The organism is Eisenbergiella tayi (assembly GCF_001881565.1).
GTDB lineage: Bacteria > Bacillota > Clostridia > Lachnospirales > Lachnospiraceae > Eisenbergiella > Eisenbergiella tayi.
This window is the reverse complement of sequence record NZ_MPDJ01000004.1, coordinates 300,132-326,442: the sequence shown is the minus strand read 5'-3', so window position 1 is coordinate 326,442 and position 26,311 is coordinate 300,132. Positions and strand designations below refer to the sequence as shown.

Below are 26,311 nucleotides of genomic sequence, written 5' to 3'. Positions count from 1 at the left end.
TTCCACCTCGCGATGGACACCCTTGCTTTCGGCTATATCCTTCCCACTACCGGGCGGATTCCGGACTTGCACCGGTTAGAAACGTGCGCCGCCGGGCGCACTACAGAGACAGCGGCCTTGCGGGCCGCTGTTTTGCATTCTTTCCGCTGCTTCGACAATACTTTGACAATTTTTTTCAAAAAGGCTGGATTTTTGACTTGAAATATGAGAAAATAATACGAGCGATTAGGGACAGGTACTTTTGCGGCCTTTTTGCCGTGTAAGTATTTTGTTATCAATAAGGTGCCTGCTATCAGGTACCACTGTTTGCTAATACAATCTACATATCGAAAGGAGTTTTCACATGATCTATTCAAAAGAAGTTGAAGAAATGTGTCCAGTAGCACAAGGCGTTGCTCACGGCTGTGCTCCGATCCCTGAAGAAGCAAAATGGGTAAAATCCAAAGAAGTTAAAGACATTTCAGGCCTTACACATGGTGTTGGCTGGTGTGCACCTCAGCAGGGTGCCTGCAAGCTTACCCTGAATGTTAAAGAGGGTATTATCCAGGAGGCACTGGTTGAGACAATCGGATGCTCCGGTATGACTCACTCCGCAGCTATGGCAGCAGAGATCCTTCCGGGAAGAACGGTTCTGGAAGCTTTAAATACAGATCTTGTATGTGATGCTATCAACACCGCTATGAGAGAACTGTTCTTACAGATCGCTTACGGAAGAACACAGAGTGCGTTCTCCGAAGACGGACTTCCCATTGGCGCAGGCCTGGAAGACCTTGGAAAAGGATTAAGAAGCCAGGTTGGTACTATGTATGGTACCCTGAAAAAAGGCCCTCGTTATCTGGAAATGGCAGAAGGCTATGTAACAGGCATCGCTCTTGATGCTGAAGATCAGATTATCGGCTACCAGTTCGTAAGCCTTGGAAAAATGACAGACTTTATCAAGAAGGGCGACGATCCCAACACAGCCTATGAAAAAGCAAAAGGTCAATACGGCCGTGTTGCTGATGCTGTTAAGATCATTGATCCGAGAAAAGAATAAGAGGAGGTAGCGAAAAATGGCTTTATTTGAATCATATGAAAGACGTATTGATAAAATCAATGCCGTATTGAACAGCTACGGCATCGCTTCCCTTGAAGAAGCTGAGAAAATCACAAAAGATGCTGGACTTGATGTATATGATCAGGTTAAGAAAATCCAGCCTATCTGTTTTGAAAATGCTTGCTGGGCTTACATTGTAGGCGCTGCAATTGCAATCAAGAAAGGCTGCAGAAGAGCAGCTGATGCTGCAGCTGCAATCGGCGAAGGCCTTCAGTCCTTCTGTATCCCCGGTTCTGTTGCAGATACCCGTAAGGTAGGACTTGGACATGGTAACCTTGGAAAGATGCTTCTTGAAGAAGATACCGAATGCTTCTGCTTCCTTGCAGGACATGAGTCTTTTGCAGCTGCTGAAGGCGCTATCGGTATTGCAGAAAAAGCAAACAAGGTTCGTCAGAAACCCTTAAGAGTTATCCTGAACGGTCTTGGAAAAGATGCTGCTCAGATTATCTCCAGAATCAACGGATTTACTTTTGTAGAAACCGAATATGATCCTTATACCAATACAGTTAAGGAAGTATATCGCAAGTCTTATTCAGAAGGACTTCGTGCAAAAGTTAACTGCTACGGTGCAAACGATGTTTGTGAAGGTGTTGCTATCATGCATAAGGAAGGTGTAGATGTTTCCATTACCGGTAACTCAACCAATCCTACCAGATTCCAGCATCCCGTTGCAGGAACCTATAAGAAAGAATGTCTGGAGCAGGGTAAGAAATACTTCTCCGTTGCTTCCGGCGGTGGTACAGGCCGTACACTTCATCCCGATAATATGGCGGCAGGTCCTGCTTCCTACGGTATGACGGATACTATGGGCCGTATGCATTCCGATGCACAGTTCGCAGGTTCTTCTTCCGTTCCGGCTCATGTTGAAATGATGGGTCTGATTGGTGCAGGGAACAACCCGATGGTTGGTATGACCGTGGCTGTTGCTGTTAGCATCGAGGAAGCAGCTAAGGAAGGGAAGTTCTAAAGCAAGTAGTTATATTTATAGAGTGATTTGTAGACCGCACTAACCTTTGATGGTTGGTGCGGTTTTTGGTGCGCCTGGCGGTGCACGTTACCTAATGGGCAAAAGTCCCTAATCCGCCCTGGTGGTGAGAAGGATACAGCCAAGACCAAGGGCGTCCATTGCGAGGTGGAATCTGAAGGAAGGTGAGTTATCGGATTGGAGATAAAAAAATATATCATAACTAAAATATTTGATAAACAGGACTGTATAGCATATTTGTGTAGGATGGTAAACGAAGTGTGTTATTTGCCTGGAATATTGGAGGCATTGAGAACTGATGGAGTACTGATTGTGATATTAGATGATCCGGATATCTATTCGGAGTATGCCCCATATTCTTATGTAGATGATATGAAAGAGTTTATTGATAAAGTCAGTAAGATGAATCGAGTTGCATAAACTGGATAAGAGGAATGGGTAGTACACCCGTAGAGCACAAACATCCCTCAAATCCTTGAAAGCCCACCCTTCACCGTATTCATCGAGATGGCTGCGATAGATGGAAGATTTTAAGAAAATGTGAATGCAACAATGAGTATGGAAGGCATGCCACTGACACAAGAGGATAGCGAATTAGCAATCAATTGTTTTGAAGGCAAAATTGACTTTGGAGAAGCAATTGCCAATCTTGTTAAAATGTATGCACCAAAATCTATGGTACGTTAGCGTATGGGAAGAAATTATAGGCATGAATACGAATATGATGTACGTCACTGTTTTCCAGGCTCGAATGTCCTGAAAAATAAACTAAATATAACAGATAAGGATATTTTGGAAGAGGCGGAACGCCGGAGAATATCACTGCGTACAGCAGAAGTCATGAAAAAGGGGATTCGTGGAAAATTTAATTTTAATCATTTAAAACGTATCCATAAGTTTTTATTTGGAGATATCTATGATTGAGCGGGCAAGGTACGGTTGGTGAACATATCGAAAGGAAATCAATTTTACCGTGTGGAGTATATTGAGCAGCAAATGAAAGAAATTATATTTCTTAGGAAATAAATAGTTCCTTTACGGTAAGAATCAAGATTGAATATTCCTATCGAAAAGGAGTATTTTTATGCCAGTAGCAAAGGAATAAATTCGACAGATTATTATGGAAAATAAGATAGACAACGTTGCTGATGTCTATTCTCTCCTCTGGGACTACTTTAAGGATATCCTGCAGAATTCATAGAAACTGAACCCTGTCTATCCTTTTGGCTTTATTGACTATATTCATTACAAGGGACGAGAGAATGGGCGGATTCTGAGCCGGCCGTCTATATCGTATTAGGAATTGTCGCAGATGGAAACAAAGACATTCCCAACATTACCGTGGGTACTATTATACACATGCTGTGTAATTCCTTTAAGTATGTCAATTATAGTATTGCTAAAAAGGAAAAATGAAGTTAATATAAGAGATATGAATATGTGCGATTTAAGGGGATATTTAGTTCTATATGCCGAATAAACCCCTAATTCCTTTAATGATGATATAAATTATAATCATTATATTACTTATAATACTTGGTATAATTAAAAAATAATTATGAAAAGATTTATTATTTTCAAAAAAATTGAGAAGAAAGCAAAAAATATATTACTGATTTTGAGGGTAAGTTTAATAATCCTATTGTTTGCTGTTTTGCTGATTATAGGTAATGGGAGACTGCCTATAGGTATGTCAAATTTTTCTTTCATTAACATCGGTGATAGTGGTATGAAAGTTAAATACAAAGAAGCTAATCGGAGTTATTATAGGACCTACTTTTTAACAACTGAACAAAAGAATAATGTTTATGTTATCAGCAGCTGCTCGGAGGGAACAGTATATCTTAAAATGAAACAGGGAATGTATGAAGAAAATCTGGATATCAGCAATTATGATAGCATGCTGGATTTAAGTCAATTTGACGAAGGTTATATTTCGTTTACAATTACAAATAAAAATGCCAAAAATGTCTAGGTACAATTAGAAATTAGGTAGAAGGAAGACCCCATTTTGGAATATCTTCTTTTGTAGTTAAAGTTTAGAAATCGGCAAACATGATCATATATTGGGGTTAAGTCAGTTTGGAGAAGCTTATATTTAGTTTAAGATACAAATGAAAATGTTAAATATGTTTCAACAGAAATAGATATTAGTTAGACATTAATATCTATTTTTTATAGCCTGAAACCCCAAAAACGGCTTAAAACTTCCCTTGACTTCTTATGAGGGAAACCGCATGAAATAAGGATATGTGTGTATCTTCTCAATTTGCGCCATAACTCTGTAAAAAGTGTTCTTGTTAAGTTGGGCGGCATTAGGGCGGCATTTTTCTTTCCAGCCGGTACATATGGGATGTTAGAAACCTGTTTTCGGGGGGGAGACTGATGCAGTTACCCTGCTTAGTGTCTTTGGGTTGCCATTCCTTTGGTTGTGTGCCGTCGTGCCCTGCTTGCGACTATTGAACCGCCAATATTAACTACTTCGCCTTAGTTTCAAGAATGTAAACCAAGATTATGCTCATAATCCTTGCAAAGAAAGATATTCCAAAATATTATTTTTTTCAATAGACTGGTCATGGGATAATTCTGAAAGTCTCGCAGCTACTGTTACAGTCAACCAGTCTGTCAAAAAATCCCTGCTCATACCCATTTCTCGCAGATAAATATCAGCTGATTGTTTTTTCATTTTCACAATTTCTTGTTGGTTTGGAGTATTCTCTGGTACAGGTGTCATCTCAATTAAGCACAGTGTCCTTGCAATATCATAGTTTTTGTTGCCTTTGCATACATTCATGAAATCAATAATGTACGTTCCTTGTTTTCCTACAAGCAAGTTGCCAAAATGAAAATCACCATGACATAAATTATCACCATCGGGCAAATCAGCAAGAATTTCAAGCAACTTCGATTGGCATTCTATATTCAAATCCTCTGCGTTTTTTATATTTTTTTCTAATATCGCCTTACAGTCTATGGCATCCGGTAAATGTGCAGAAACGATTCTTTTGTGGATGTTTGCTAAAACTTTTGTGTATTTTTCAATGTCATAAGTTTCAAAAAGTACTTCCAGTAAAGATTGTCCCTCTATTTTATCATAAATTATTCCGTTTCTGCCCTCATAAACAAATGCTTCATAACTTTTGGCGATGGGGATATCCAAGTGATTCATCAATTGGGAATTATGAAGTTCTGTTAACATTGCGCTTTCTGGATATCCCAAATGAAATAATTTGGCAACTTTATGATTTCCAATGTCAAAAACATCTGCTGTATTACCTACGCCAATCAGTTCACCAAATTGCACCGTTTTCACCATCCTTATCATTTGCATAATATAAGTACTCCGTGGTTCGTCTATTCGCCCAAAGGCGTATCCATAGTCTAATGCTAAAACGCATAAAAGTCAATTTTACAGTGGTATAGACAAATCTTAATAAGAAGAATTCAAGGAATTTCACCAGCTTTTTGTTTTTGGTGTGCGGTATCCGAAAATATCATTTGTGATTTTAGGGAATAGTTTATTCCGTGCTTTCTGTTTTGTTCATACATGCGCATTTTTCGCGGCTTACTTTCAACCGAAGTAAGCACCAGAAGCAAAAAACAGCTAGGGTTAAGACTATATAGACCACGGTAAACTCAGCAGGAAATTGGTGGTCTCCAATCTGGTATGCTGTCCATACGATCCAATATGAAAGCATGAGCAAAGGAAGAGCATTTTTCACCAGAACCATATTCGCTTCTATACGCCGTATTCTGTCCTGGCGTAAAATTTTTCCATTCATCCGGCTCCAATATTTACCGTTGCCTTCTGGCTCCGTTACTGTAAGACCCTCAAAATTACTGTTGCTCATTTTTACAAGCTTGCATATCTCCAACAATTCCTTTTTTTCTTTGATCTCTTCGGTAAACTTTTTCTCCTGTAAATCCATCACTTCATGGAAAGTAGTTTCTCCTCTTTGAAGCGCTCGAATCTGGCAAACCGGAACCTCAAGCAAACGCAGCAGCTTAATCCTTTCGAGTGTTTCGATATTTTGCTGATCGTACTCCCGGTAGTTGTTCTGCCTATTCCGCTTAGGCTGCAGAAGTCCTTCCTGTTCATAGTAACGAATATTTGCCTTTTTTAATCCTGTAATTCTTTCTACATCTTTTATATTCATGTCTCGAACCTCCTTGCTTCCTAAAATACTTTTGGAAAAGTACCCTCACGATTTTTGGTATCATTATATCCTGACTTTATTTTGTACCTTCAAGGAACTGGAATGTCAAAGGTTTTTTGCTTTTGCATTTATTTTTTATTTGTAAAACTTTTTCTGATATATTTTATCTGGAACAATCTGAATCTTTTTTGATTGTGCTGTCGGGAAACTATGAAAGGTAGAATACTTGGTTTGCGCAAAAGATGCGCAAACTGTGAAAAAGTTCATGAAAATGTGCATATTGAATAAAAGTTGTGCAAGTGTTACTCTGAAAAAGTAGTAAATAGTGATTCTGTAGAAGGAGGGCTTATGAAAATTAAACGATTACTTAGTCTTTGGATTGCTGTAGTGTTGGCAATAATGACAACTGCGTGCGGAACGTCAGGCACGGATTCCACACCGGCCAAAGCAACAAATAGCGCAGAAGTTGCGCAGAGTGAGACAGGAACGGGGGAAACAGGAACAGATGCATTTGCTGGTTTGCCGGATGAACTTGACATTGGAAAGGATGTGGCCGCTGTACCGGAGATGTATAGCAACGTGGATCTTTCCAAATCGGTGAATATCAATATTTATATGGTAGGTGATACACCTTCGGACTGGGAGAAGGTTGCCGAAGAGGCGAATGAATATCTGAAGCCGTTTAATACGACAATCAGCGCAACATTCCTGTCCTATTCTGATTATACGACATTGTATCCTCTGGCGCTTCAGGGAGAGGATTGTGATATTATTTATACTGCGGGCTGGTGCTTCCTGGGGTCGGAGGCTGCGAAAGGATCTTTTGTTGAGCTGACAGATGATTTCATGAACAGCTACATGCCTCTGACTACAAAATATCAACATTCGGATAGTTATGCAGAAGTCATGGTGGGAGGAAAGATCTACTGTATCCCTCAGAATATGACGGAAGCCTCTCAAAAGTTTGTTGCGATTCGGCAGGATCTTGCAGAAAAATATGGAATCACGGAATTGAAAACATGGGATGACTATATGAATTATCTGCTTACGATTGCAGAGCAGGAAACGCCTGAAAGCGGTATTTATGCGTATGCTGCCGCTACAGATAACAATGAACTGTGGGATGTATATCGGGAAGGCTATAATGTCAGAACAGCAGTGGACAATGATCTTCTCGATTTGACTTATATCTATAAGGATGAAAATACAATTCCTGCAGCAGAAGATATTCAGCTTGTTTATCAGACAGATGAGTTCAGAGGCTTCTGTGATGATATGAAAAAATTAGCAGATGCGGGTGTATGGAGCCGCAGTGCCTTAACCAATTCCGTGACGGATGACGAAGCATTTGCTGCCCTTCAGGGCGCGTCAGTTGCGTGGAACTCCTCTGTATTTACCTACATCAAAACCGCGGAACAGACGGAAGGTGTGGAATGTGCGGTATATGATCTCGCTTCGGATAAGCCTACGGCAGCAGCATATGGAAATGGCGGTATGGCAATTGCATCCAGCAGCCGGAATCCGGAAAGAGCCGCAATGATACTTGATATCATGGAGAATGATACTTATCTGAACCAGCTGATTATACTGGGGATAGAAGGAGTACATTACGAAATGCAGGATGAAGAGCATTACATGGAAACGGATAAGGCTGCCGATTATCCTATCTGGGGAACATCTGCATCCTGGGCAATTAAGAATTATAAGCTTACAGATGCATCTATGGATCCCAGACAGGTGGCAATAGAAGCTTCTATTGAAGAAAGAGGGGAAACATCCCCAACCCGTACATTTGCCTTTGATGATTCCGAAATCAGTGAATATACTGCCGCAATCAAAAATATCCTGAATGATTATGTGCCGTCTCTGCAGCTTGGCCTGACAAAAGATATTGACGGAGCATTGGATGAAATGATGGCCAAATTGGAGTCGGCGGGCCTTCAGATTTATATGGATGAGTTTGTAAAACAGTATAATGCATGGGTGGCGGAGCAGTGATCTGTTGGAATGAAGACTGGTCCTTGAGCTTAAAAAGGAGAAAGGCAGCGGTTTCGTTGCCTTTCCCTGTTAGATTTAAAGCTGCTGTCAATTTGTTCACAAAAAGGAAAGAATGCTATGGATATCAGGATGAATAAACAGACAAAGATGAAAACAAAGATGCCGTTTAAAAAAGTGATACGTAAGCATTGGATGCTTCTGCTCATGCTTCTCCCGGCGGTGGTGTATGTAATTATTTTTTCCTATGTTCCTATGACAGGGCTGGTGATGGCCTTTAAAAGATATACCTATGCGGGAGGAATCTACTTTTCTCCCTGGAATGGCCTGAAAAATTTCCGGGCTTTAATGATTGAAGGAAAGCTTGGCATGGTAACGCGGAACACATTTTTGTATAATCTGGCTTTTATCTTTTTGGGAGTTGTATTTGAGATGGGGAGTGCCATTCTTTTGAATGAAATACTCAGTAAGAAATTCAAAAAGATTTCCCAGTCTATCATGTTCCTGCCTTATTTTATAAGCTGGGTTGTAGCTGGGGCAATTATGTATAACGTGTTTAATTATGAAAAAGGGGTTGTTAATGGGATTTTGAATCTTATCGGCCTGCAGCCGTTTGATCTGTATAATACGCCAAAGGCCTGGCCGTTTGTACTGATTTTTCTCCGTCTCTGGAAACAGACCGGATATGGATCGGTAGTCTATCTTGCTGCGATAACAGGGCTGGATCAGGAAATGTATGAAGCTGCTTCCATAGACGGGGCGTCGCAGTGGCAGAAAATACGTTATCTGACGATACCATCCTTGGTACCGACTATGATGATTATGGTTCTTCTGGCAATCGGAAATATTTTCCGGGGTGATTTCGGCCTGTTTTATCAGACAGTAAAGAGCAGCGCTCTGCTTCAGCCCTATACAGATGTAATTGATACCTATGTCTTCCGCCTGCTGATAGACAGCAGTGACTACGGGGTTTCCTCTGCGGCAGGTCTGTATCAGTCGATTCTCTGCTTCGTCACAATTATGATCTGTAACGGGATTGTAAAGAAACTTCAGCCGGATTATGCGTTATATTAAAGGAGGATGTTATGAAAGCGGAAACACAGGTAAAACATTTAAAAATAAGCAGGGATGTTATAGCAGTTAATATTTTGGGAATCATTGTGATCGGCCTTTTTGCCCTGATATGTCTGTTCCCGTTTTACTTGATCATAGTGGCTTCCTTTACAAATGAAAATGCACTGATCCGTAATGGGTTTCCGATTGTTTTTCAGCTGAAGAATGCGGGCCTTGAAGCATATAAGCTTTGTCTGAAAGCACCGGGGGATATTATCAATGCCTATCTTATTACGGGCAGTGCAACAATAATCGGAACATGTCTTTCGGTCCTGATTTCCACAATGACCGGGTATGTTCTGTCCAGAAAAGATTTTCCGTGGAGAAATAAATTTTCCTTTTTCTTTTTCTTTACAACGCTGTTTAATGGGGGGCTAGTTCCATGGTATCTGATATGTGTACGTTATCTGCATTTGAAGAACTCATATCTGGCATTGATTCTTCCATTGTTGTTTTCAGTCTGGAATATGATTATCGCTAAATCCTTTATGGCAGGGGTTCCGGCATCTATTTCGGAGTCTGCAATGCTGGACGGCGCCAACGATATACAGATTTATATTCGGCTGATTCTGCCCCTCAGCAAGCCGCTCGTTGCAACGCTGGCGCTTTTTTCGGCCTTATCCTATTGGAATGACTGGTATAACTGTATGCTGTACATTACCAATGAAAAAATGTTTACACTCCAGTATTATTTGCAGAGAATGCTGGGCAGTGCGGAGGCAATGAGAGTTGTGGCAGAAAAAACCGGAATGGCAATGGATTCTGTCCCGCTTTCCAGTATGCAGATGGCAATGACGGTGATAGCGACCGGACCGATTATCCTTCTCTATCCATTCGTACAGAGATATTTTGTAAAAGGGCTTACGATTGGTGCGGTTAAGGGGTGAATTGGAGAAAGGAAAGAGAAGAATGGAATATATATTATCAGAGTTTGACAGAGAACATATAGAAGGCTGGAAAAGGATGAAGGAGGAAATAAAACGATTAAACTGGAACGAGGTGCCGCTGGTGACGGCTGATGATTTTACTTCGAGTCTGATTTTCCTTCCTCCGGCCAAACCGGAAAACAGTAAAAAGGGAATGCTTATTATATGCGCGGGCGGTGGTTTTACCTTTAAATCACAGCATGAAGCAAAACCGGTAGCTGAGTTTTTCAGAAATGCGGGAATCAATACGGCGATCCTGGATTATCATGTGACGAACGCGGATCCTGATAAGGATCGTTTTCAGACCAAAAGGTTTGCGATGGAAGATGGGATTGCAGCTGTCAGATACTGCAGATATCATGCGGAGGAGCTGAATATTTGGGAAGATAAAATTGCTATCGGCGGATTCTCGGCAGGAGGGATAACGGCAGCATTAACGGCAACTTCAGCGGACACGGGACAAAAAGAGAGTACGGATGAATTGCTGAAAACAAGCGCAAGGCCGGATGCCGCTTTGATTTTATATGGTGCATTTTCGGATACGGATATTGACAGAACACATCCCTATGATGAGGCATTGATGAAAAAGAATGCCAGTTTAGATGCTCTGTGCCATATCACTTCGAATACTCCTCCGATGTTCCTGTTTCAGACAAACAGGGATGATCCGAGAATTGGACTTCAGTTTGCTTCCTGTCTGGCACGGTATGGGGTTCCTTTTGAGATCCATACCTTTGAAGAGGGAGAGCATGGTGGAGCCTTATTTAATGGCGGAGATCGGGAAGCACCTTATTATGAGCATACATCGAAATGGGCGGAAATAGCAGCCGGATGGTTGAAGATGAGAGGATTTTGCGGATGATGCTCTAAAGCATTCGGGAGGGAAGCGATGATGCTTACGTTTGAAATTGGAGATCGGGAAAATGAAATAAACGTTTTTACATGCAATGATGAGCATAAAAATAAAGAAGGGGATGAATACGCGGCGGACAGCAGAAGCCTGCTGTATAATTATAAAAGAATCCTGCAGGCGATGGGAGAATTCCATTATTCCAGATGGGAAGACGATACCTGGGAAGAAGAGCTTCGAAAGATGAAAACCGGTGGAATAAATATTGTGGCTACCTATCTTTTCTGGATTCATCATGAAGAGAAAGAAAATGAATGGAATTTTTCGGGCAGAAGGGATATCAGAAGATTTGTTCAGCTCTGTCGGAAGGTGGGTTTGCAGGTGTTCCTTCGGATTGGTCCCTGGGTTCATGCTGAGGTGCGGAATGGAGGCTTCCCTGACTGGGTACAGCGTGCAAAGGATTATGAACCAAGAACAAATGACGAAGGATATCTTAAGGCAGTTGAAAAGTATTTCAACCAGCTTGGGAAACAGCTGGAGGGACTGATGTTCAAGGATGGCGGTCCGGTTATCGGTGTTCAGCTGGAAAATGAATATGGACATGTGGGAGGGCCGAAGGATCCCAAAATCCGTTATGCGCATATGAAGGTACTGTATGCTCTTGCGAGAAAAGCGGGCTTTCTTGTTCCTATATATACGGCTACCGGGTGGGGATATGAGGAAGGGATGATCGAAGAAACTCTGCCTGTACTCGGCGGATATGTGGATGCACCATGGGATACCACAACAACGCCGATGCCGGCCTCCTCCAATTTTCTGTTTATTCCATACAGAAATGATGCTTCCATTGGCACAAACCGTTCTCAATCGATGGAGGCCATAAATGAGAAACTGAAACAATATCCTTTTCTGACGGCGGAGCTGGGTACGGGACTCCAGGTGACCAGCCACAGAAGGCCATATGCTTCTGCGCAGGATATTGAGAGTAATGTCGTGTGTATGCTGGGGAGCGGAGCCAATCTTCTTGGATATTATATGTATCATGGGGGAATCAATGTGGAAGGACAGTATACGACTCTGAATGAGGAACAGAGGATCGGCGGTTATACGACACTTCCAATTAAAAGTTATGATTTTGAAGCGCCAATCAGTGAATGCGGGAAGGTCAATGACAGTTTTGGAGCAATTCGTAAATGGAATCTGTTTGTACAGGATTTTGGAGAAGTGCTGGCAGGAATGGAGGTATTTCTTCCAAAAGAGCTCCCGGAGGGAGCGGAAGACATGGATACACTCCGGGCGGCAGTCCGTTTTGACAGGGGATCCGGAACGGGATTCCTGTTTATCAACAATCACCAGCGGCTGCGTTCTATGAAAAGACATGATAATGAAACGATCAGAATTCTGTGGCAGGGGAAGCGTTATGGGTTACGGATAGGGACAGTGCTGGAGGATGCGGTTTATGTTTACCAATTCAGACTGGGAAAGGAGGAAGGGCTGCTGGAAGCTGTATCAGGTAATATCCTCTGCAGGCTTGGAAACCGTATGGTTGTTTATGGAGATGCTCAGGAGACTGAGGAGATACCTTTGTGGCAGACGGATACATATATTTATCTTGGAAGAGGTACGGCTGACAGGACGGCCCGGTTCTCTGACGGTCTTTATATAACCGGGCATAAAGACAGCATAGTTCTGGAATATGAGGATCATAAAGAGCTTATCACCTCGCAGGAGGAGGAAACTGTGCACATTCTGAGTCCGGATGGAAAGTCTTCGATGAGAAGGTTTATGTTTGAACCAGTATATGTCGAGGCAGTATTCAAAGAGATTGCGACAGCATCGGATCCTGAAGGGAAATTGCTTTACCGTGAGTATATTATTGAGATTGATCCGGCATGCAGAGAGAAGAAGGTACATAATCTATATCTGCAAATTATTTATGAGGGAGATCGGGCCGAGATTTATGAAGACGGGAAACTTCTCGATGATTGGTATACAACGGGTGCGGACTGGTTTGTTAACATCAGGCGTTTTGGATATCCGTCTGAACTTGTTCTGCGAATTTATGACAGCTTCAATACCATTCCCTGCACATTTGGACAAGAGGTATACTATGAGCTTCCGGTACGGAAGGGATGTCTGCTGACATACATTTCTATGGTCCCGGAATACAACATTAGGTTATAAAATAAAAAGGAGAAGGGAATATGAGGATTATTACACCACTGGATGGCCAGAAAATTACAGATATTGCATTGCATCTTGTATGGGAACCGGACGAAGAGGCGGATGGATACCAGATTGAATTTGCGGAAACAGAGAGTTTTAAAAGTCCTCTGCTTATAGAAACGAAAAGAAATAAGAACTGTGAGCTGGATTACTACCTGCCGCAGACTGATGAAGGGCTTGTACCAGCCGGAGAATGGTTTGTAAGAATAAGGTCGGATCGGGGAAACTGCTCACAGACTATACGGCTTTCCATTAATGAGGAACATACCAAGGCGCCTCTGCGTACTGAAATTTCCCCGGAGCATCCCTATTTTACCATCTTTGATTATTCGGAGCATCGTTATGGTGCAACCTATGAAATCCTGCCTGAGGATCTGAAACCATATGCGGCGATCAGTGCAGGGGGTTCCTACCGCGTGAGAACGTCAAAGCTTCTGGATAATTTTATGGAGAATGATGCGAAGGGTTATCCGTGGCATATCGGATCCTGCGGCCCCAAGGAGGTTAACAAGGGGAAATATGTGGTTACACCGCTGTCTGTAATTGAATATGTGATGCAGCACGCCGTTCATCTGAAAAGTGTGGGAGCTCTGGAAATTTACATGGGGGTTAGAAAGGCGGATGACTGGCACATCCCTTATATCAACCGTCTTATCAAACTGTGCGGAAAGTATGGCCTTCCCTTCCTTTATACGGACGGAAACCGGAACGATATCGATTTCCCTGCGGTTATTAAAAGAGATGACTATATGACCACAATTCGGGAATATTCGGACTATGTTATTTTCTCTTATAAGCAGAATCATGCCAATGCTTCCTATACCTGCTATGGTTCGATTCTCGGAGCCTGGAAAGAGGGAGCAGTTAAACGGATTGGCCTTCAGGCGGAAAATTGGTATTGGAACGATGCGGGTTTCTGTGATGATATCGGACATTATCATGGCTATCTGCAGGGAAATGAACAGCAGATTCCGGCCGCATTTACCGCGCAGATGCTTCTTGCGGGAGTATCTTTCGGAGCAACTTATTATTCTTTGGAGGGAGAGGGCTGGCTGATTGAGGATCGGGATAACGGCGATTATGAGCTGTCTCCACAGGGAATTGCGTTTCTGTCTATGTTCCGGGCTGTTATTCAGAACAGACTGATCCCGTCGAAAGAAAAGGTTTTGAGCCAGATCAAAGCGGCGGTAAGGGCGGACGGGCTTTCCGGAGACTGGGGGGATGCATGGACGGGAGGGATTTTCCGCAGAACATTCCAGAATTTGTATGATATCCGGCATACTAAGGAACTGTTTCCAAAGCAGACGAGATACTTTTATCTTCCCTTCATGACGAACCGGCCGGAGGCTTTTTCCGATCTGGTACAGATTGATGCCGCCTCAATTCAGGATCCGGATGAGATGAACCGTATTCTGGATCCACTGTATCCGGTATGGTTTGACGGGGATGCCTATGTTACTGGCAGCGACAGGGTATATATTATCATGAACAGCAATGAAAATACGGATCTCTCTCAGAGCTTTTCGGTGGATATAAGGCCGCGGGATGAGAGGAGCGCCCCTGTTGTCAAGGTGGAAGGAACTGTCGGCTTGTGGCAGTATCTGATCGTTTTTTCACAAAATGGAAAAACACGAATCCATGCAAATGCTCCGGAAGGAAAAAGTATGCGGCTATTTTTGACCACAGCAGATGGGAAAATGCCTTTTGTATCCATGCAGGGCGACGGACTGGAATGTCGATGGGATGAAGCAACGGGAAAGGCAGTCATGACCCTGGATGGATCGGATCGGCCGGTGGATGTGGAATTTTCAGAGCGGGAGATAGAAAACAGTCTGCCAATCCCGATCAGAAATCCCGAGGATACCGCAGTATATCTGACAGATCAGCCGATCTGCGCTCTTTCGGCAGGAGATAAGGGGCTTCCGGCATTTAATCATTGTGCAAATGAAAAATACGGAATTCTTCCCATTGCAATGAATAGTATCCGTTACCGTCATGGCATCAGCCTGCCGAGGGAGACGTCCGTATCCTGGAGGCTGAGAGGGGCATACAGAGAGCTTTCTATGACTGTAGGTTTTGACATTGACTGTTGGATGCCGATTATTGTGGACAGGCTGCATATTGTATGGGACAGATATATTAAGGAAATTTCTTTCCGATTAAAAGTTTTCGGAGATGACGTACTGATCTATGAATCAGAGGAACTGAAGAGTACCAGCTTCCGGAAACGTGTTGATATGGATATTTCGGGTGTGGATCAGCTTACTTTCCGAGTGGATGGAAATATTTTCACAAAACCCCTTGTGGGTGCCATAACCGGAAGCGGAGATGAATTTTTGTTGGATTTGTCAACCATGAAGGAAGAGGAACTGCCCGGCATAGAGGTCTATCTTGACTGTGGCAATCCAATTTTAAGCTGATTATTACTATAATAAATGGAGAGGTTATTTACGCGGATACGGTTATGAGAGAAAAAATTTTATGGAATGATTCCTGGCTGTTTTGTCTGGATGATCAGGAAAATATGTCACAGACAGATTATGATGATAAAAACTGGACACGGGTTGGGCTTCCGCATGACTGGAGTGTCTTAATGCCCCTTTCTGAAACAATGCCATCAGGAGCAGGCGGCGGTTATGCCGTCTGCGGAACCGGGTGGTATCGGAAACATTTTGATATGAATTCCGTGAACCAGGACGCACTCTACAATTTTTACTTTGAAGGTGTTTATATGGACTGTACAGTTTATTTAAACGGGGAGCGCATTGGGGCACATGGTTATGGTTACGGCAGCTTCTATGTAAATGTTACAGGTAAGCTGAAAGAGAAAGGAAATGTTCTGGCTGTCAGAGTGAATAACTCTGCACAGCCGAATTCCAGATGGTACAGCGGATCAGGAATTTATCGGGATGTATATTTGGAAAAAACGGATCGTGTACATTTTGACAATTTTGGAATACGCTGTGCGGCAAACGGTATCTTCCAGGAGATTGGTACGGCTGATCTGCAGATACGGAGTTTGGTGAGAAATGACTCGGAAAATGATGTGCAGATCGGAATCCTTCACAGGCTGTACGATGCAGAGGGAAATCTTGTCCTGTCTGCAGGAACGGCCGTTTCCCTGGAAGCGGGAAAACAGACGGATTCTATGTGCAGGCCGAAGCTGGAAAATCCACATTTATGGACACCGAAGGAGCCTTATCTGTATACATTGGAAAGTCTGTGCCTTCTTGATGGAGTGACTGTGGATCAGAAAAGGACCAGAATCGGTATCAGGACGGCAGTGTTTGATTCTGACAGAGGATTTTTATTAAATGGAAAATCGGAAAAGATAAAAGGGGTATGTCTGCATCATGACTGCGGGATAACCGGAGCGGTAGGAACGCGGGAGCTCTGGAGCCGCCGGCTGCATCTGCTTAAGGACATGGGCTGTAATGGCATCCGTATGTCCCATAATCCGCCGCTGCCGGTATTGCTGGATCTATGTGATGAGATGGGTTTTCTGGTCATGGATGAAATTTATGACGAGTGGATGCTTTCCAAAAACAAAAATGAAAATTATTATTCGGAATCCATGGCATTTGGTGCAAGTCAGTTTTTTATACGTGACAGCAAAAATGAACTTACGGCCATGATACGTCGTGATTACAATCATCCGAGTGTGATTATCTGGTCGATCGGCAATGAAATACCGGAACAATCATCTGTTGACGGAAGCAGAATGGCAGAAGAACTCCAGAGAATCTGTCATGAGGAAGATTCCACGAGAATGGTGACATGTGCCTGTGATAATATTATGGCATATCCGGATATCCGAACAAGAAAGGAATTTGAGGAAGTACTGGATGTGGTAGGTTATAACTATGTGGGAAGATGGAGAGAACGGGCCGAAACCTTTTTTGAAGAAGATAGAAGACGTTATCCGGACAGATGCTTTATCGGGACGGAAAATCCTGGTGCGGGAGGTGTAAGAGGAGATTACGGGATCAGAAATGGAAAAATGGAAGGGGATTACCGGACTGCTGCAGTGTCTCATGAATTACTTTGGAGATATGAGGCGAGCCGGGAATTTGTCTCCGGGGATTTTGTCTGGACCGGGATTGACTATCTGGGTGAAACAGAATGGCCCGGAAGAGGGGCTCCCTTTGGTGCGATTGATACGGCAGGTTTTCCCAAAGACACCTTCTATTATTATCGTTCCATCTGGAATAATGAGGATATAACCCTACATCTTTTGCCGCATTGGAATTTCAGGGGAGAAGAAGGAACCTTCAAAACGGTGATAGCGTATACCAATTGTCAGTATGTGAGCCTGTATCTGAACGATCGGCTGATCAGTACAAAGGGATATCATGAATGTCCGCGGTTTGGCGCAACAAAATCCTGGCTGGACGGCAGGGAAAAAAATCCGACTACAAATGATCTTCATCTGTCATGGGATGTGCCCTATGAACCGGGGATACTTCGGGCAGAAGGATATATGGATGGAAAGCTTGTAATAGAGAAGAGTGTGGAGACTACAGGCGTTCCGGCCCGGATGGTGGCCGAGGCCTGGTCGGCATTAATCCGTCCGGGAGAGATAGCACAGATTGAACTGCATATGGAAGATGAAAAAGGCCGTCCTGTTCCGGATGCCGAACCCATGATTGAATGTGAGGTATCGGGAGCGGGAGAATATCTGGGAATGGATGGAGGGAATCTTCTGGATTTGAGCCTGTATAGAGAAAAAAAGCGGAAAATGTTTGCAGGAGCTCTGCTTTGTGAAGTGAGAGGGACAGAACCAGGGATAATTACAGTATGTTTTCAGACAGAACAGAACATCAGGACGAAAATTTTAATAGAGGTAGCTGAGACTGGGGAGTAGTGACTGAGAGCAGCGGAGAGAAATATGACGGGAAAATACACAGCACATCAATTGGCAATGGAATTGGGGGTATCGGACTCAACGGTTTCCAGGGCTCTGAGCGGTAAAGGAAGAATAGGCGATGAACGGAGCAGAGAGATTGTAAAGATAGCCAGGGAACGGGGGCTGATACCCAGCTCCGCCGTACAGAAAAGGACAGGAAATATCGGGATTGTTCTGCCTGTGGATGCATGGGACGGTGCAGCCTTTTTTCTGGAATGTATGGAAGGGATTGTAAATTCCCTTGTTCTGGGAGGTTATGATATCCTGCTCTGTATGGCGGCGGAAAATGATATTAAACCGGTTAAAAGACTGGTGGAATCCAAAAAGGCAGATGCTTACATTATGCTTCGGGCACTGGAAGAAGATAAACAGATTAAATATCTGTCATCGATTGGAAAACCCTGTGTATTGATCGGAAGCTGTGATATGGATGTGGCCCAGATTGACAGCAATCATATCTCATCAGGCAGGGATCTTACTATGTACCTGTTAGCGCATGGATTGAAGAATATCGTGTATCTGGGAGGAAAATCAACATATGTGGTAAATCAGGCACGTCTGCGCGGTTATTTTGAAGCATATGAGCGATTGGGAATGACTTGTAACAGAAAGATGGTTTTTCAGGATGTTATTACGACAGGACAGATCCAATATATAGTGGAAGAGTTCAGAGTTAAACAGGTGGATTGTGTCCTGTGCGGAGACGATCTGATCTGTTCGAGGGTGCTGCAGGCGCTCATGCTGAACGGCCTGAGAGTTCCGGAAGATATGGCGGTTGCATCTTTGAATAACAGTTCTTTTCTGGATCACTATACTCCGCAGATTACAGCGGTAGAAATCAGTGCAAAAGATCTGGGGACAGCAGCCGGCCAGCAGATTGTGAAGATGCTGAAGGGAAAAGAAAACAACAGCAGGCATCTGCTGAGCTATAACCTGCTCCTTCGCGGCTCTACAAGGGGAAAATGAGAACGGGGGATATGCCATGAGACAGAAAATAACAATGGATAAAGGAACTCCATTTCAGGGCGCATTGGATTTTTCGTATTTACAGGATGCGCCGGCTGGAAAATATGGCCATGTAAATGTGAAGGAAGGGCATTTCTATTTTGAAAATGGAAAACAGGTCCGTTTTTTCGGCTTTAATTTTCCTGCCAGAGCGAATATGCCGGATCATGAAACGGCGGAGGTTCTTGCGGCCAGACTTGCAACCATGGGGGTTAATGTAGTAAGAGTACATGCTGTGGATGCTTGTACAGGAGAGAAAGGCTGGTCAACGGATCCGGAATATTCCATCCTGGATTATAAAGAAGGGAATGCCGAACTCAATGAAAACGGCCTGGAACGGCTGGATTATTGGCTTTATCAGCTGAAAATCCATGGAATCTATCTGCATATTGATCTTCTTGTAGGGAGGAGGTTCCTGGCAGCTCAAAACCTGGATTATCCCATGGATCTCTCAATGAGTAAATCTTCCAGCCATTTCAATGAACGTCTGATTCAGCTGCAGGAGCAATATGCCATCAGGTACCTGACGCATGTAAACCGGTATACTGGGCTTACGCTTGCGGAAGATCCTGCGGTTATGACGATACAGATATGTAATGAGGATTCGGTATTCTTTGATTCCAAAGCTGCCAGAGAGCATCCTGCTGTTGCAGCCTATAAAGAGGAACTGCAGCGAAGATTTAATGCTTTCCTGCTGGCAAAATATGATACCAGGGAGAATCTTAAAAATGCATGGACATTTCAAAAAAATGGATGCAGTATAACAGGACTGGAAGAAGGTGAAGACCCGAAAAAAGGAAGCGTACGATGTCCAGAGACAGGCAATTACTGTCAGAATGTCAACGATCTGCTTTATGAAGAGATTCAGGAAAGCTGTCTGGAGTCTCCGGGAAGATATGCGGATTTCACTCAGTTTGAAATAGAACTGAATCAGAACTATTATCGAAGGATGATCAGTCTCCTTCGTTCGATTCCAGTTAAGGCTCCGATTGCGACAGGCTGTCTTCTGGCGGGTGCAGCGGATATTTATTCCCATTTGGATGCAGAGGTGATGGAGAATAATGCATATTTCAATCATCCGTTGGGCGGTAATTCGTCCTTTGAAGGGATTCTGGTACCGGATCTTCGTGATTATGTTACCACGGATCCTATGACACAGACTTTTCCGGAAATGGAGCATCGCAGTAATATTACCGTGCAGGCCAGTATTGCGGCTGTCGAGAATCGGCCTATGCTCCTGAGCGAATGGAATGAATATGGCTTACAGCTGTTTCATTCTCCGGCATATCTGATGACGACTGCGTATGCATGTCTGAATGACTGGGATGGTCTGATTATTTATTGCTACCATACCGATGATCATTTACGGCCGGAAGCGGCGGATGCGGTTTTGGATATTATGGATTGTTACAGTGATCCCTCCTTGATGCTTCAGTTCGGGATGTTGGCAAAAGTATATAGGGATGGCCTGATCAATGTATCCCCGGTTACGGCCCATCTGGTATACCGACAGGAGGATCTGCTTCGGCTGCCTTATACCTATCGTATGCCTACAGCGTATTTCCCGCTGGTTATGCGTTTCAGAAGTGTTTTCCTCGGACCGGGGGAAAGGTATGAAGGAGATGCACAGGTGGCTGTGAGCGCAGGATTTGTTGCAGGAGGGGATTACACGAAGGCACAGCATGCCATTTTATACCAGCATAGCGACGACCTGGATGCATTTGGCCGGAGACAAATTCCTCAGAATAGGTCGGAAGAAAACTTTTATGCGGCATATCAAAAAGATGCAGAAATTATAGAAAGAAAAGATGTGCGAAATTATGGAGATGTTTGTTTGAACGACCGCTTTTTGTGCATTGAACAAATTGACAGACTTACAGAAGGAAATGATTATTCTATGTTTGCCAAGCTGGCAGACCAGGCGCTGAAAAAGTGGGGCATCCTTTCAGAAACAACGGGGCTAGGAAAAGAGGGGGAAATAATTTCACAGACCGGAGAATTGTGTTTTCATCCTCATAAGGGTTACTTCAGAGTGAATACCCCTTACTTTATGGCGTATGCAGGGAGAAACGACGGCAGAATTGTATTATCGGATCGGATTTGTATCAGGGGAAGCAACCGTTCCCTTCTTGTGAGTGCATTGGCCCTGGATGGTCTGCCGTTAGAGCGTTCCGCTCATTATCTGCTGCTTGTCTTTGGAGAATCAGGGCTGGATCAGACTACCTATCATCCGGTCGATTCAGGGATTACGGAGGTGAGAAGAAAAGGAAATCGATTTGTGGAGATTCTGGATGGAACGGTGGAACTCAGAACTTCGGATGAATGTACAGTTTATTCTCTGGATACAAATGGGCAGCGGCAGAATATTCCCGTAGAGCAAGTTATCCATGTGGGAAAAGATGGCTGCAGGGAAATACATTTTTCTGCACCTTCCCCGATACTTGAAATATTGACCTGCTAAATATGCTGGACATTATATTTGTCTGCCTAATTTCGCATGGAAAAAGCAAGTCAGATAAATAAAATTTTGAAAAGCTGTCCTGACTGTAAACGGTCAGTTCAGCTTTTTATTGTGCGCCTGGCGGCGTATGTTTCTAATGGGTGAAAGTCCCTAATCCGCCATAGTAGTGGGAAGGATACAGCCAAGACCAAGTGTGTCCATTGCGAGGTGGAATCTGAAGGAAGGTGGAGGCAAATCTCTGGTTTGACGAACAGAAATCACATCAGGCTACAGTTAAGGATAAGATTGCAATACAAATCAAAGTCCAATAACTACTCGGGATTACCTGTAGTAAATGTGGCAGGAAAATATGATTTAATAAATAATAGTAAAGAAAAACGTCATCATATATGATATAATAATACATGAATATTTGATTTATATATGAATAGATAATGATAAATTGTATTTGTTTATGGTGAGAAATATAACTATTTAATGATGATTTATTTTTTGATATGGGTGGTCTATTTCATAGTAGCGAAGGCGAATAAAGATAGGTTATGAGGATGATATTATGATTAGGATAAAAGAAATTAATATACCGGATAGCAGATGTTCGGAGTAATATATGCAGCAAAAGCATCCGAAATGGTGTCCTTTAGTGGAAATAATAGTAATGGGATGAAAGCAGAGGAGGAAATATTATGATACATGAAGATACTATGATTATGATGGCTGATGGAAGTATGAAAAAAATTTCTGAAATTAGAATTGGCGACTATGTAATGACTGAAATGGGGTATATTAAGGTATCCAATATATATAGCGGACAGGAAAATTCTCTTGTAAAAATTATTTCTGCAAGCGGATTAAATATTACATTAACTACCGAACATATAATTATATTGTTGGCGATATCAAAAGAGAACGGAATAGATTTGAGTCAGGTCTTGATGGAGAGAAAACAAATTTTGATTTATATATGGAAAAGATTAAAACTGATACAGATGAAATATTGTCAGAGTTAAAGGCAAAAATAAATGGCGATAGTTAAGATAATAAAAATCAAATTCCAAAAACTTATGCAGCTTCTTAAGAGGCCTATGAAAATGAGGAAATTAAGAATAAATTAATAGAAAAAGCAGGTGATGATGGGGAATTGCCGATATTATACTTGAAAATATGATATCAGCTTTATTGGATATGTAAAAGTTAAAGAGTATTAATCAGATGAATTTATGCAAAATTATATGATGTCATAATTGGATTGGCAATAGGAGACGTTTTAGGTATTCCGGCAGAAATCAAAACCAGAGTGGAAATAACAATGTAAGCTAGTCAGATAAATAAAATTTTAAAAAGCTGAACTGACTATAAACAGTCAGTTCAGCTTTTTATTTATTTAAAGTTTTTAATATCTTACAAATATTGTCGATATCCTCGTCCGTAAGTGATGTAACATCATCCAGACGAGCTTTAATATTTTCTACAGTTTCGTCTGCTACACTGCTGGGCTTGCTGTGATAAAGGAAAAAACTTGTGATTGTACTGGTAAGGGATCCTATCAAACCAATACCGACGAGCATTAGCAGCATAGCTACCAGCCGGCCGGAATTAGAGGACGGAGAAATATCACCATAGCCAACAGTAGTGGCAGTAACAAATGCCCACCAAAATCCATCTGAAAAACTCATGCCTTCCGTAAAATGAATGGCAATCCCGCCGATTACAATAAGAAATGCTGTAATAGAAAGGATATATTTAAAACCATTTGTGTTAAGGAAGCATTTAATTTTATTCATAAACCGTAAGGAATAAGCAAACAGACGTGATAATTTTGAGAATTTTCCCAGCTTTGTTATTTTTGATATCCGAGCCAATTTTGCCAGTTTTGCAATTCGGAAAATACGAAAAGCAGAATTAAAAGGTATTATAGCAATAAGGTCTAAAACGTTTGATTTAATAAAAGAAATTTTATCTTTTGATAAAATGAGTCGTATAAAATAATCAAACACAAAAATCAACAGGATAAGGTTATCAACGGTAGAAAGACTGACACTTAAACCGCTGTTAATATCAATGATAGCGAAAGCGACAGAAACAGCCGCAAGTAAGGACATAGCTAATTCATAAAATGTAGCAGCATTTTTTTTCACTTTATCAACCTGCCAATCTTAACATATTTATTGCAGTACTGTAAATAGATACTAATACCATAAAGGGGTGTGAAAAAGTATCAAATCCCTTGACAGTATAACAGTTCCATGATGTTATGTCACTACCCGGTTTAAGTGTTTTCAATATATTATAATTCCAAAGGTACATGATTCCTGATACTATAAATGACGAGAGCACCCGGATAGGATTCTCATGCCACAGGCCCCGCAGGCAATACATTTTTTCAGGAGGATGATACCGGAAGAAAAAGAAACAAATATCGTAAATACTTTGCGAGTATGATATACTGTCTAAAAAGAAGTGGCCCTGCCATATTAACGGACAGGCGGAGGGGGAAGGCCATGGAACAGTTTTATCATGAATCGTTCCGGACAACAAAACAGTTTCCTATGCAGCTTCGTCTGCATCAGGGCGTTATTAATTATGCGGTTCTGGAACACTGGCACAGGAGTATGGAAATTGACTATCTGATTGACTGTGAGGTGCAGTTGATGGTTAGCGGGAAAAAAACGCTGGTGCAGTCGGAGGAAATCATCCTGATAAACAGCGGAGATATTCATGCCCTGTGGCCGGAAAGAAAAATCGGCCGTACGCAGGATGAGCTGTTTGGCGCGTCTATTTTTATATCATACGAGTTTCTGAAGGAAATCTGTCCGCAGTTTGATGAGGTCTGTTTTGTGCTGAAAGGAAATGAGGAAAAGAAGGAAGAACTGAAGCATGTTTTCGATGAAATGATCGGGATTTACAGAAAGGAACAGGAGGAGTTCACCTATCTGAAAATGATGGGGCTGCTCTATCGGATGCTGTACCTTCTTTTTACATATTTCAAACAGGTGAAGAATCAGGCAATTATAAAAAGCCAGAAATATATGGAACGAATACAGAAGGTTATGAATTATGTGGAAGAGCATTATCAGGAACCGGTGACACTTTGCCAGGTTGCCGCCCATTTCAATCTTTCCATGGAATATCTTGCCCGGGATTTTAAGAAGCACACGGGGAGTACATTCCGGGAGTATCTGGATAAGGTGCGGTTAAATCATGCATTTGAGCTGCTTTATGGCACAGATTATTCCATGCTGGAGATTGCAATGATGAGCGGATTTGCGGATGTCCGTTCTTTCATAAAGAGTTTTAAAAAGGAACATGGCATGACGCCGTATCAATTTAAAAAGAGAAATAAAACGGGGACAAGTGACAGGAATGGAGAGTCTTTTGCAGATTATCCCCACATCATACTGCAGGATGCACAAAAAAAGAAGGATATATAAAAATAGCCGGGCGAAATGACGAGAAATAAGTTGTTTCGCCTGTTTTTGTTGAAAATATCAGCTTATATATGTCAATAGATGCCATTAATTCGGCTAATTTTTGTAAAGAGAATACATCTGTGAACGGATACAATGATTTAATCAGATACAGGCCTGTCTGAAGCGAAAAAAGGAGAGGGGATAATAGAAAAAGAGGATTAAGAAAATAATGGGTGGGATCCATTCAAAAAGAAAACAGGAGGATAGGTAAGATGAAGAAAAATAGATGGACAGCGATATTGATGGCAGTTATTTTGTGCTTTGGCCTGGCGTTTGCGGGCAATGGAAAGTTGGAGAATGTACAGGCTGAAGAGAGTAAAACGGTTACCTTGTATCTGACCAGACATGGAAAAACCATGCTGAATAATACAGGCCGGATGCAGGGCTGGTGTGATTCGCCTCTGACACAGGACGGTGCCGCGGTGGCGGAGAAGCTTGGACAGGGCCTGAAAAAGGCAGGGATCTTTTTTGATGCGGCTTATTCCAGCGACAGCGGCAGGGCGATAGAGACAGCTGATCTTGTGCTCAGGAATTGCGGTCAGGAGGCACTTACGCTGAAAAAAGAACCAATGATCCGTGAGGTGTGCTTTGGCATTTATGAAGGGGCAACGCCTCCGGAAGCCTATGGAGCCGCTTCGGAAGCACTTGGGTTTTCAAGTGTGGAGGATATGATGGGAGCCGTTTTTGGCGGAAAAATATCCATATACGATGCGGTGACGGCGATGGCAAATATGGATGAAACAGGATCGGCGGAAACATGGGGAGAAGCACAGCAGCGAGTGGCGGAAGGCATCGTGAAAATCGCGGAGGAAGCGAGATTAAACGGACAGAAAAATGTACTTGTGGTTTCACACGGAATGGCAATATCCGCATTTTTATCAGCGGTTAATCCGGAAATCGTAGTAGGAGAGCTTGGAAACGCGTCCATTACCAAGATTGTTTATGATGGAAAGACATTTACTGTGGAAAGTGTAAATGACATGAGCTATGTAAAGGACACGGAATGAACTGATCGGCAAAAAGGTAAAGAGCGGGGACAGGACAGTCAGCTATTTGCCGGGCAGGGATAATTGAAGTGGAAAGGGTTGAAGTGGAACGGGTGTAAAAAGTATATTGCGGTC

Annotated in this window: 22 protein-coding genes and 1 pseudogene; 20 read left to right on the top strand and 3 right to left on the bottom strand. The window is 42.5% G+C overall.

Annotated elements, in window-relative coordinates; all coding sequences use genetic code 11:
• From BLA28_RS33990 to BLA28_RS16055, 8 genes and pseudogenes are all read left to right on the top strand, one after another.
• Window positions 1–201 (top strand): hypothetical protein (locus tag BLA28_RS33990; protein WP_207650797.1); only part of this gene is annotated, 201 nt, incomplete at its 5' end.
• A 142-nt stretch (window positions 202–343) separates the two neighbouring features.
• Window positions 344–1,036 (top strand): iron-sulfur cluster assembly scaffold protein, encoded by a 693-nt coding sequence (locus tag BLA28_RS16075; protein ID WP_009252430.1) that lies wholly within the window; start codon window positions 344–346, stop codon window positions 1,034–1,036.
• A 16-nt stretch (window positions 1,037–1,052) separates the two neighbouring features.
• Window positions 1,053–2,063: a GGGtGRT protein gene (locus BLA28_RS16070; protein WP_009252431.1), complete on the top strand. Its 1,011-nt coding sequence runs from the start codon at window positions 1,053–1,055 to the stop codon at window positions 2,061–2,063.
• Window positions 2,064–2,327: 264 nt separating this feature from the next.
• On the top strand, window positions 2,328–2,501 hold the full coding sequence (locus BLA28_RS34690) for a DUF6718 family protein (RefSeq protein WP_408607641.1): 174 nt from the start codon (window positions 2,328–2,330) through the stop codon (window positions 2,499–2,501).
• Between the two features lie 120 nt (window positions 2,502–2,621).
• Window positions 2,622–2,768 carry an antitoxin VbhA family protein gene (locus BLA28_RS33785; protein ID WP_169897256.1) on the top strand — a complete coding sequence of 49 codons (147 nt, stop codon included), beginning with the start codon at window positions 2,622–2,624 and terminating at the stop codon, window positions 2,766–2,768.
• A 3-nt stretch (window positions 2,769–2,771) separates the two neighbouring features.
• A complete protein-coding gene (locus BLA28_RS16060) occupies window positions 2,772–3,005 on the top strand; it encodes a hypothetical protein (protein ID WP_069158165.1) in 234 nt (77 codons plus the stop codon).
• 280 nt (window positions 3,006–3,285) lie between these two features.
• Window positions 3,286–3,488: pseudogene (locus BLA28_RS34885) on the top strand (transposase); the annotation flags it as partial.
• Between the two features lie 151 nt (window positions 3,489–3,639).
• The gene (locus BLA28_RS16055) at window positions 3,640–4,056 is read left to right on the top strand and encodes a hypothetical protein (protein ID WP_141702952.1); all 417 of its coding nucleotides are present in this window, start codon (window positions 3,640–3,642) and stop codon (window positions 4,054–4,056) included.
• 543 nt (window positions 4,057–4,599) lie between these two features.
• On the opposite strand, the gene BLA28_RS16050 is transcribed toward BLA28_RS16055, so the two are convergent.
• Window positions 4,600–5,412: an aminoglycoside phosphotransferase family protein gene (locus BLA28_RS16050; protein WP_069158163.1), complete on the bottom strand. Its 813-nt coding sequence runs from the start codon at window positions 5,410–5,412 to the stop codon at window positions 4,600–4,602.
• Between the two features lie 187 nt (window positions 5,413–5,599).
• Window positions 5,600–6,238, bottom strand: a complete 639-nt coding sequence (locus tag BLA28_RS16045; protein WP_069158162.1) for a MerR family transcriptional regulator — start codon at window positions 6,236–6,238, stop codon at window positions 5,600–5,602.
• 348 nt (window positions 6,239–6,586) lie between these two features.
• Between BLA28_RS16045 and BLA28_RS16040 the strand changes: the two genes are divergently transcribed.
• The 10 genes from BLA28_RS16040 (at window position 6,587) to BLA28_RS15995 (ending at window position 22,730) form a co-directional block, all read left to right on the top strand.
• Window positions 6,587–8,236 (top strand): ABC transporter substrate-binding protein, encoded by a 1,650-nt coding sequence (locus BLA28_RS16040; RefSeq protein WP_071699257.1) that lies wholly within the window; start codon window positions 6,587–6,589, stop codon window positions 8,234–8,236.
• A gap of 117 nt (window positions 8,237–8,353) precedes the next feature.
• Window positions 8,354–9,307: an ABC transporter permease gene (locus BLA28_RS16035; protein ID WP_242877630.1), complete on the top strand. Its 954-nt coding sequence runs from the start codon at window positions 8,354–8,356 to the stop codon at window positions 9,305–9,307.
• Between the two features lie 11 nt (window positions 9,308–9,318).
• Window positions 9,319–10,233, top strand: a complete 915-nt coding sequence (locus BLA28_RS16030) for a carbohydrate ABC transporter permease (protein ID WP_044963967.1) — start codon at window positions 9,319–9,321, stop codon at window positions 10,231–10,233.
• A gap of 22 nt (window positions 10,234–10,255) precedes the next feature.
• A complete protein-coding gene (locus BLA28_RS16025; RefSeq protein WP_044963970.1) occupies window positions 10,256–11,134 on the top strand; it encodes an alpha/beta hydrolase in 879 nt (292 codons plus the stop codon).
• Between the two features lie 27 nt (window positions 11,135–11,161).
• Entirely contained in the window at window positions 11,162–13,306 is a 2,145-nt protein-coding gene (locus tag BLA28_RS16020; protein ID WP_069158160.1) for a beta-galactosidase, read from the top strand.
• Window positions 13,307–13,326: 20 nt separating this feature from the next.
• Window positions 13,327–15,768, top strand: a complete 2,442-nt coding sequence (locus BLA28_RS16015) for a glycoside hydrolase family 98 domain-containing protein (protein ID WP_069158159.1) — start codon at window positions 13,327–13,329, stop codon at window positions 15,766–15,768.
• Between the two features lie 44 nt (window positions 15,769–15,812).
• On the top strand, window positions 15,813–18,212 hold the full coding sequence (locus BLA28_RS16010; protein ID WP_069158158.1) for a glycoside hydrolase family 2 TIM barrel-domain containing protein: 2,400 nt from the start codon (window positions 15,813–15,815) through the stop codon (window positions 18,210–18,212).
• A 24-nt stretch (window positions 18,213–18,236) separates the two neighbouring features.
• Window positions 18,237–19,220 carry a LacI family DNA-binding transcriptional regulator gene (locus BLA28_RS16005; RefSeq protein WP_069158157.1) on the top strand — a complete coding sequence of 328 codons (984 nt, stop codon included), beginning with the start codon at window positions 18,237–18,239 and terminating at the stop codon, window positions 19,218–19,220.
• A gap of 16 nt (window positions 19,221–19,236) precedes the next feature.
• Complete coding sequence (locus tag BLA28_RS16000; RefSeq protein ID WP_069158156.1) at window positions 19,237–21,720, top strand: beta-galactosidase; 2,484 nt, start codon at window positions 19,237–19,239, stop codon at window positions 21,718–21,720.
• A 686-nt stretch (window positions 21,721–22,406) separates the two neighbouring features.
• Window positions 22,407–22,730, top strand: a complete 324-nt coding sequence (locus BLA28_RS15995) for a Hint domain-containing protein (protein WP_069158155.1) — start codon at window positions 22,407–22,409, stop codon at window positions 22,728–22,730.
• 366 nt (window positions 22,731–23,096) lie between these two features.
• On the opposite strand, the gene BLA28_RS15990 is transcribed toward BLA28_RS15995, so the two are convergent.
• Window positions 23,097–23,858, bottom strand: coding sequence for a potassium channel family protein (locus BLA28_RS15990; RefSeq protein ID WP_242880620.1), 762 nt, complete (start codon window positions 23,856–23,858; stop codon window positions 23,097–23,099).
• 363 nt (window positions 23,859–24,221) lie between these two features.
• Here BLA28_RS15990 and BLA28_RS15985 point away from each other — a divergent pair, with 363 nt between their 5' ends.
• Window positions 24,222–25,151 carry an AraC family transcriptional regulator gene (locus BLA28_RS15985; protein WP_069158154.1) on the top strand — a complete coding sequence of 310 codons (930 nt, stop codon included), beginning with the start codon at window positions 24,222–24,224 and terminating at the stop codon, window positions 25,149–25,151.
• Between the two features lie 251 nt (window positions 25,152–25,402).
• Window positions 25,403–26,197 carry a histidine phosphatase family protein gene (locus BLA28_RS15980; RefSeq protein ID WP_081330089.1) on the top strand — a complete coding sequence of 265 codons (795 nt, stop codon included), beginning with the start codon at window positions 25,403–25,405 and terminating at the stop codon, window positions 26,195–26,197.
• Window positions 26,198–26,311 lie beyond the last annotated feature (114 nt).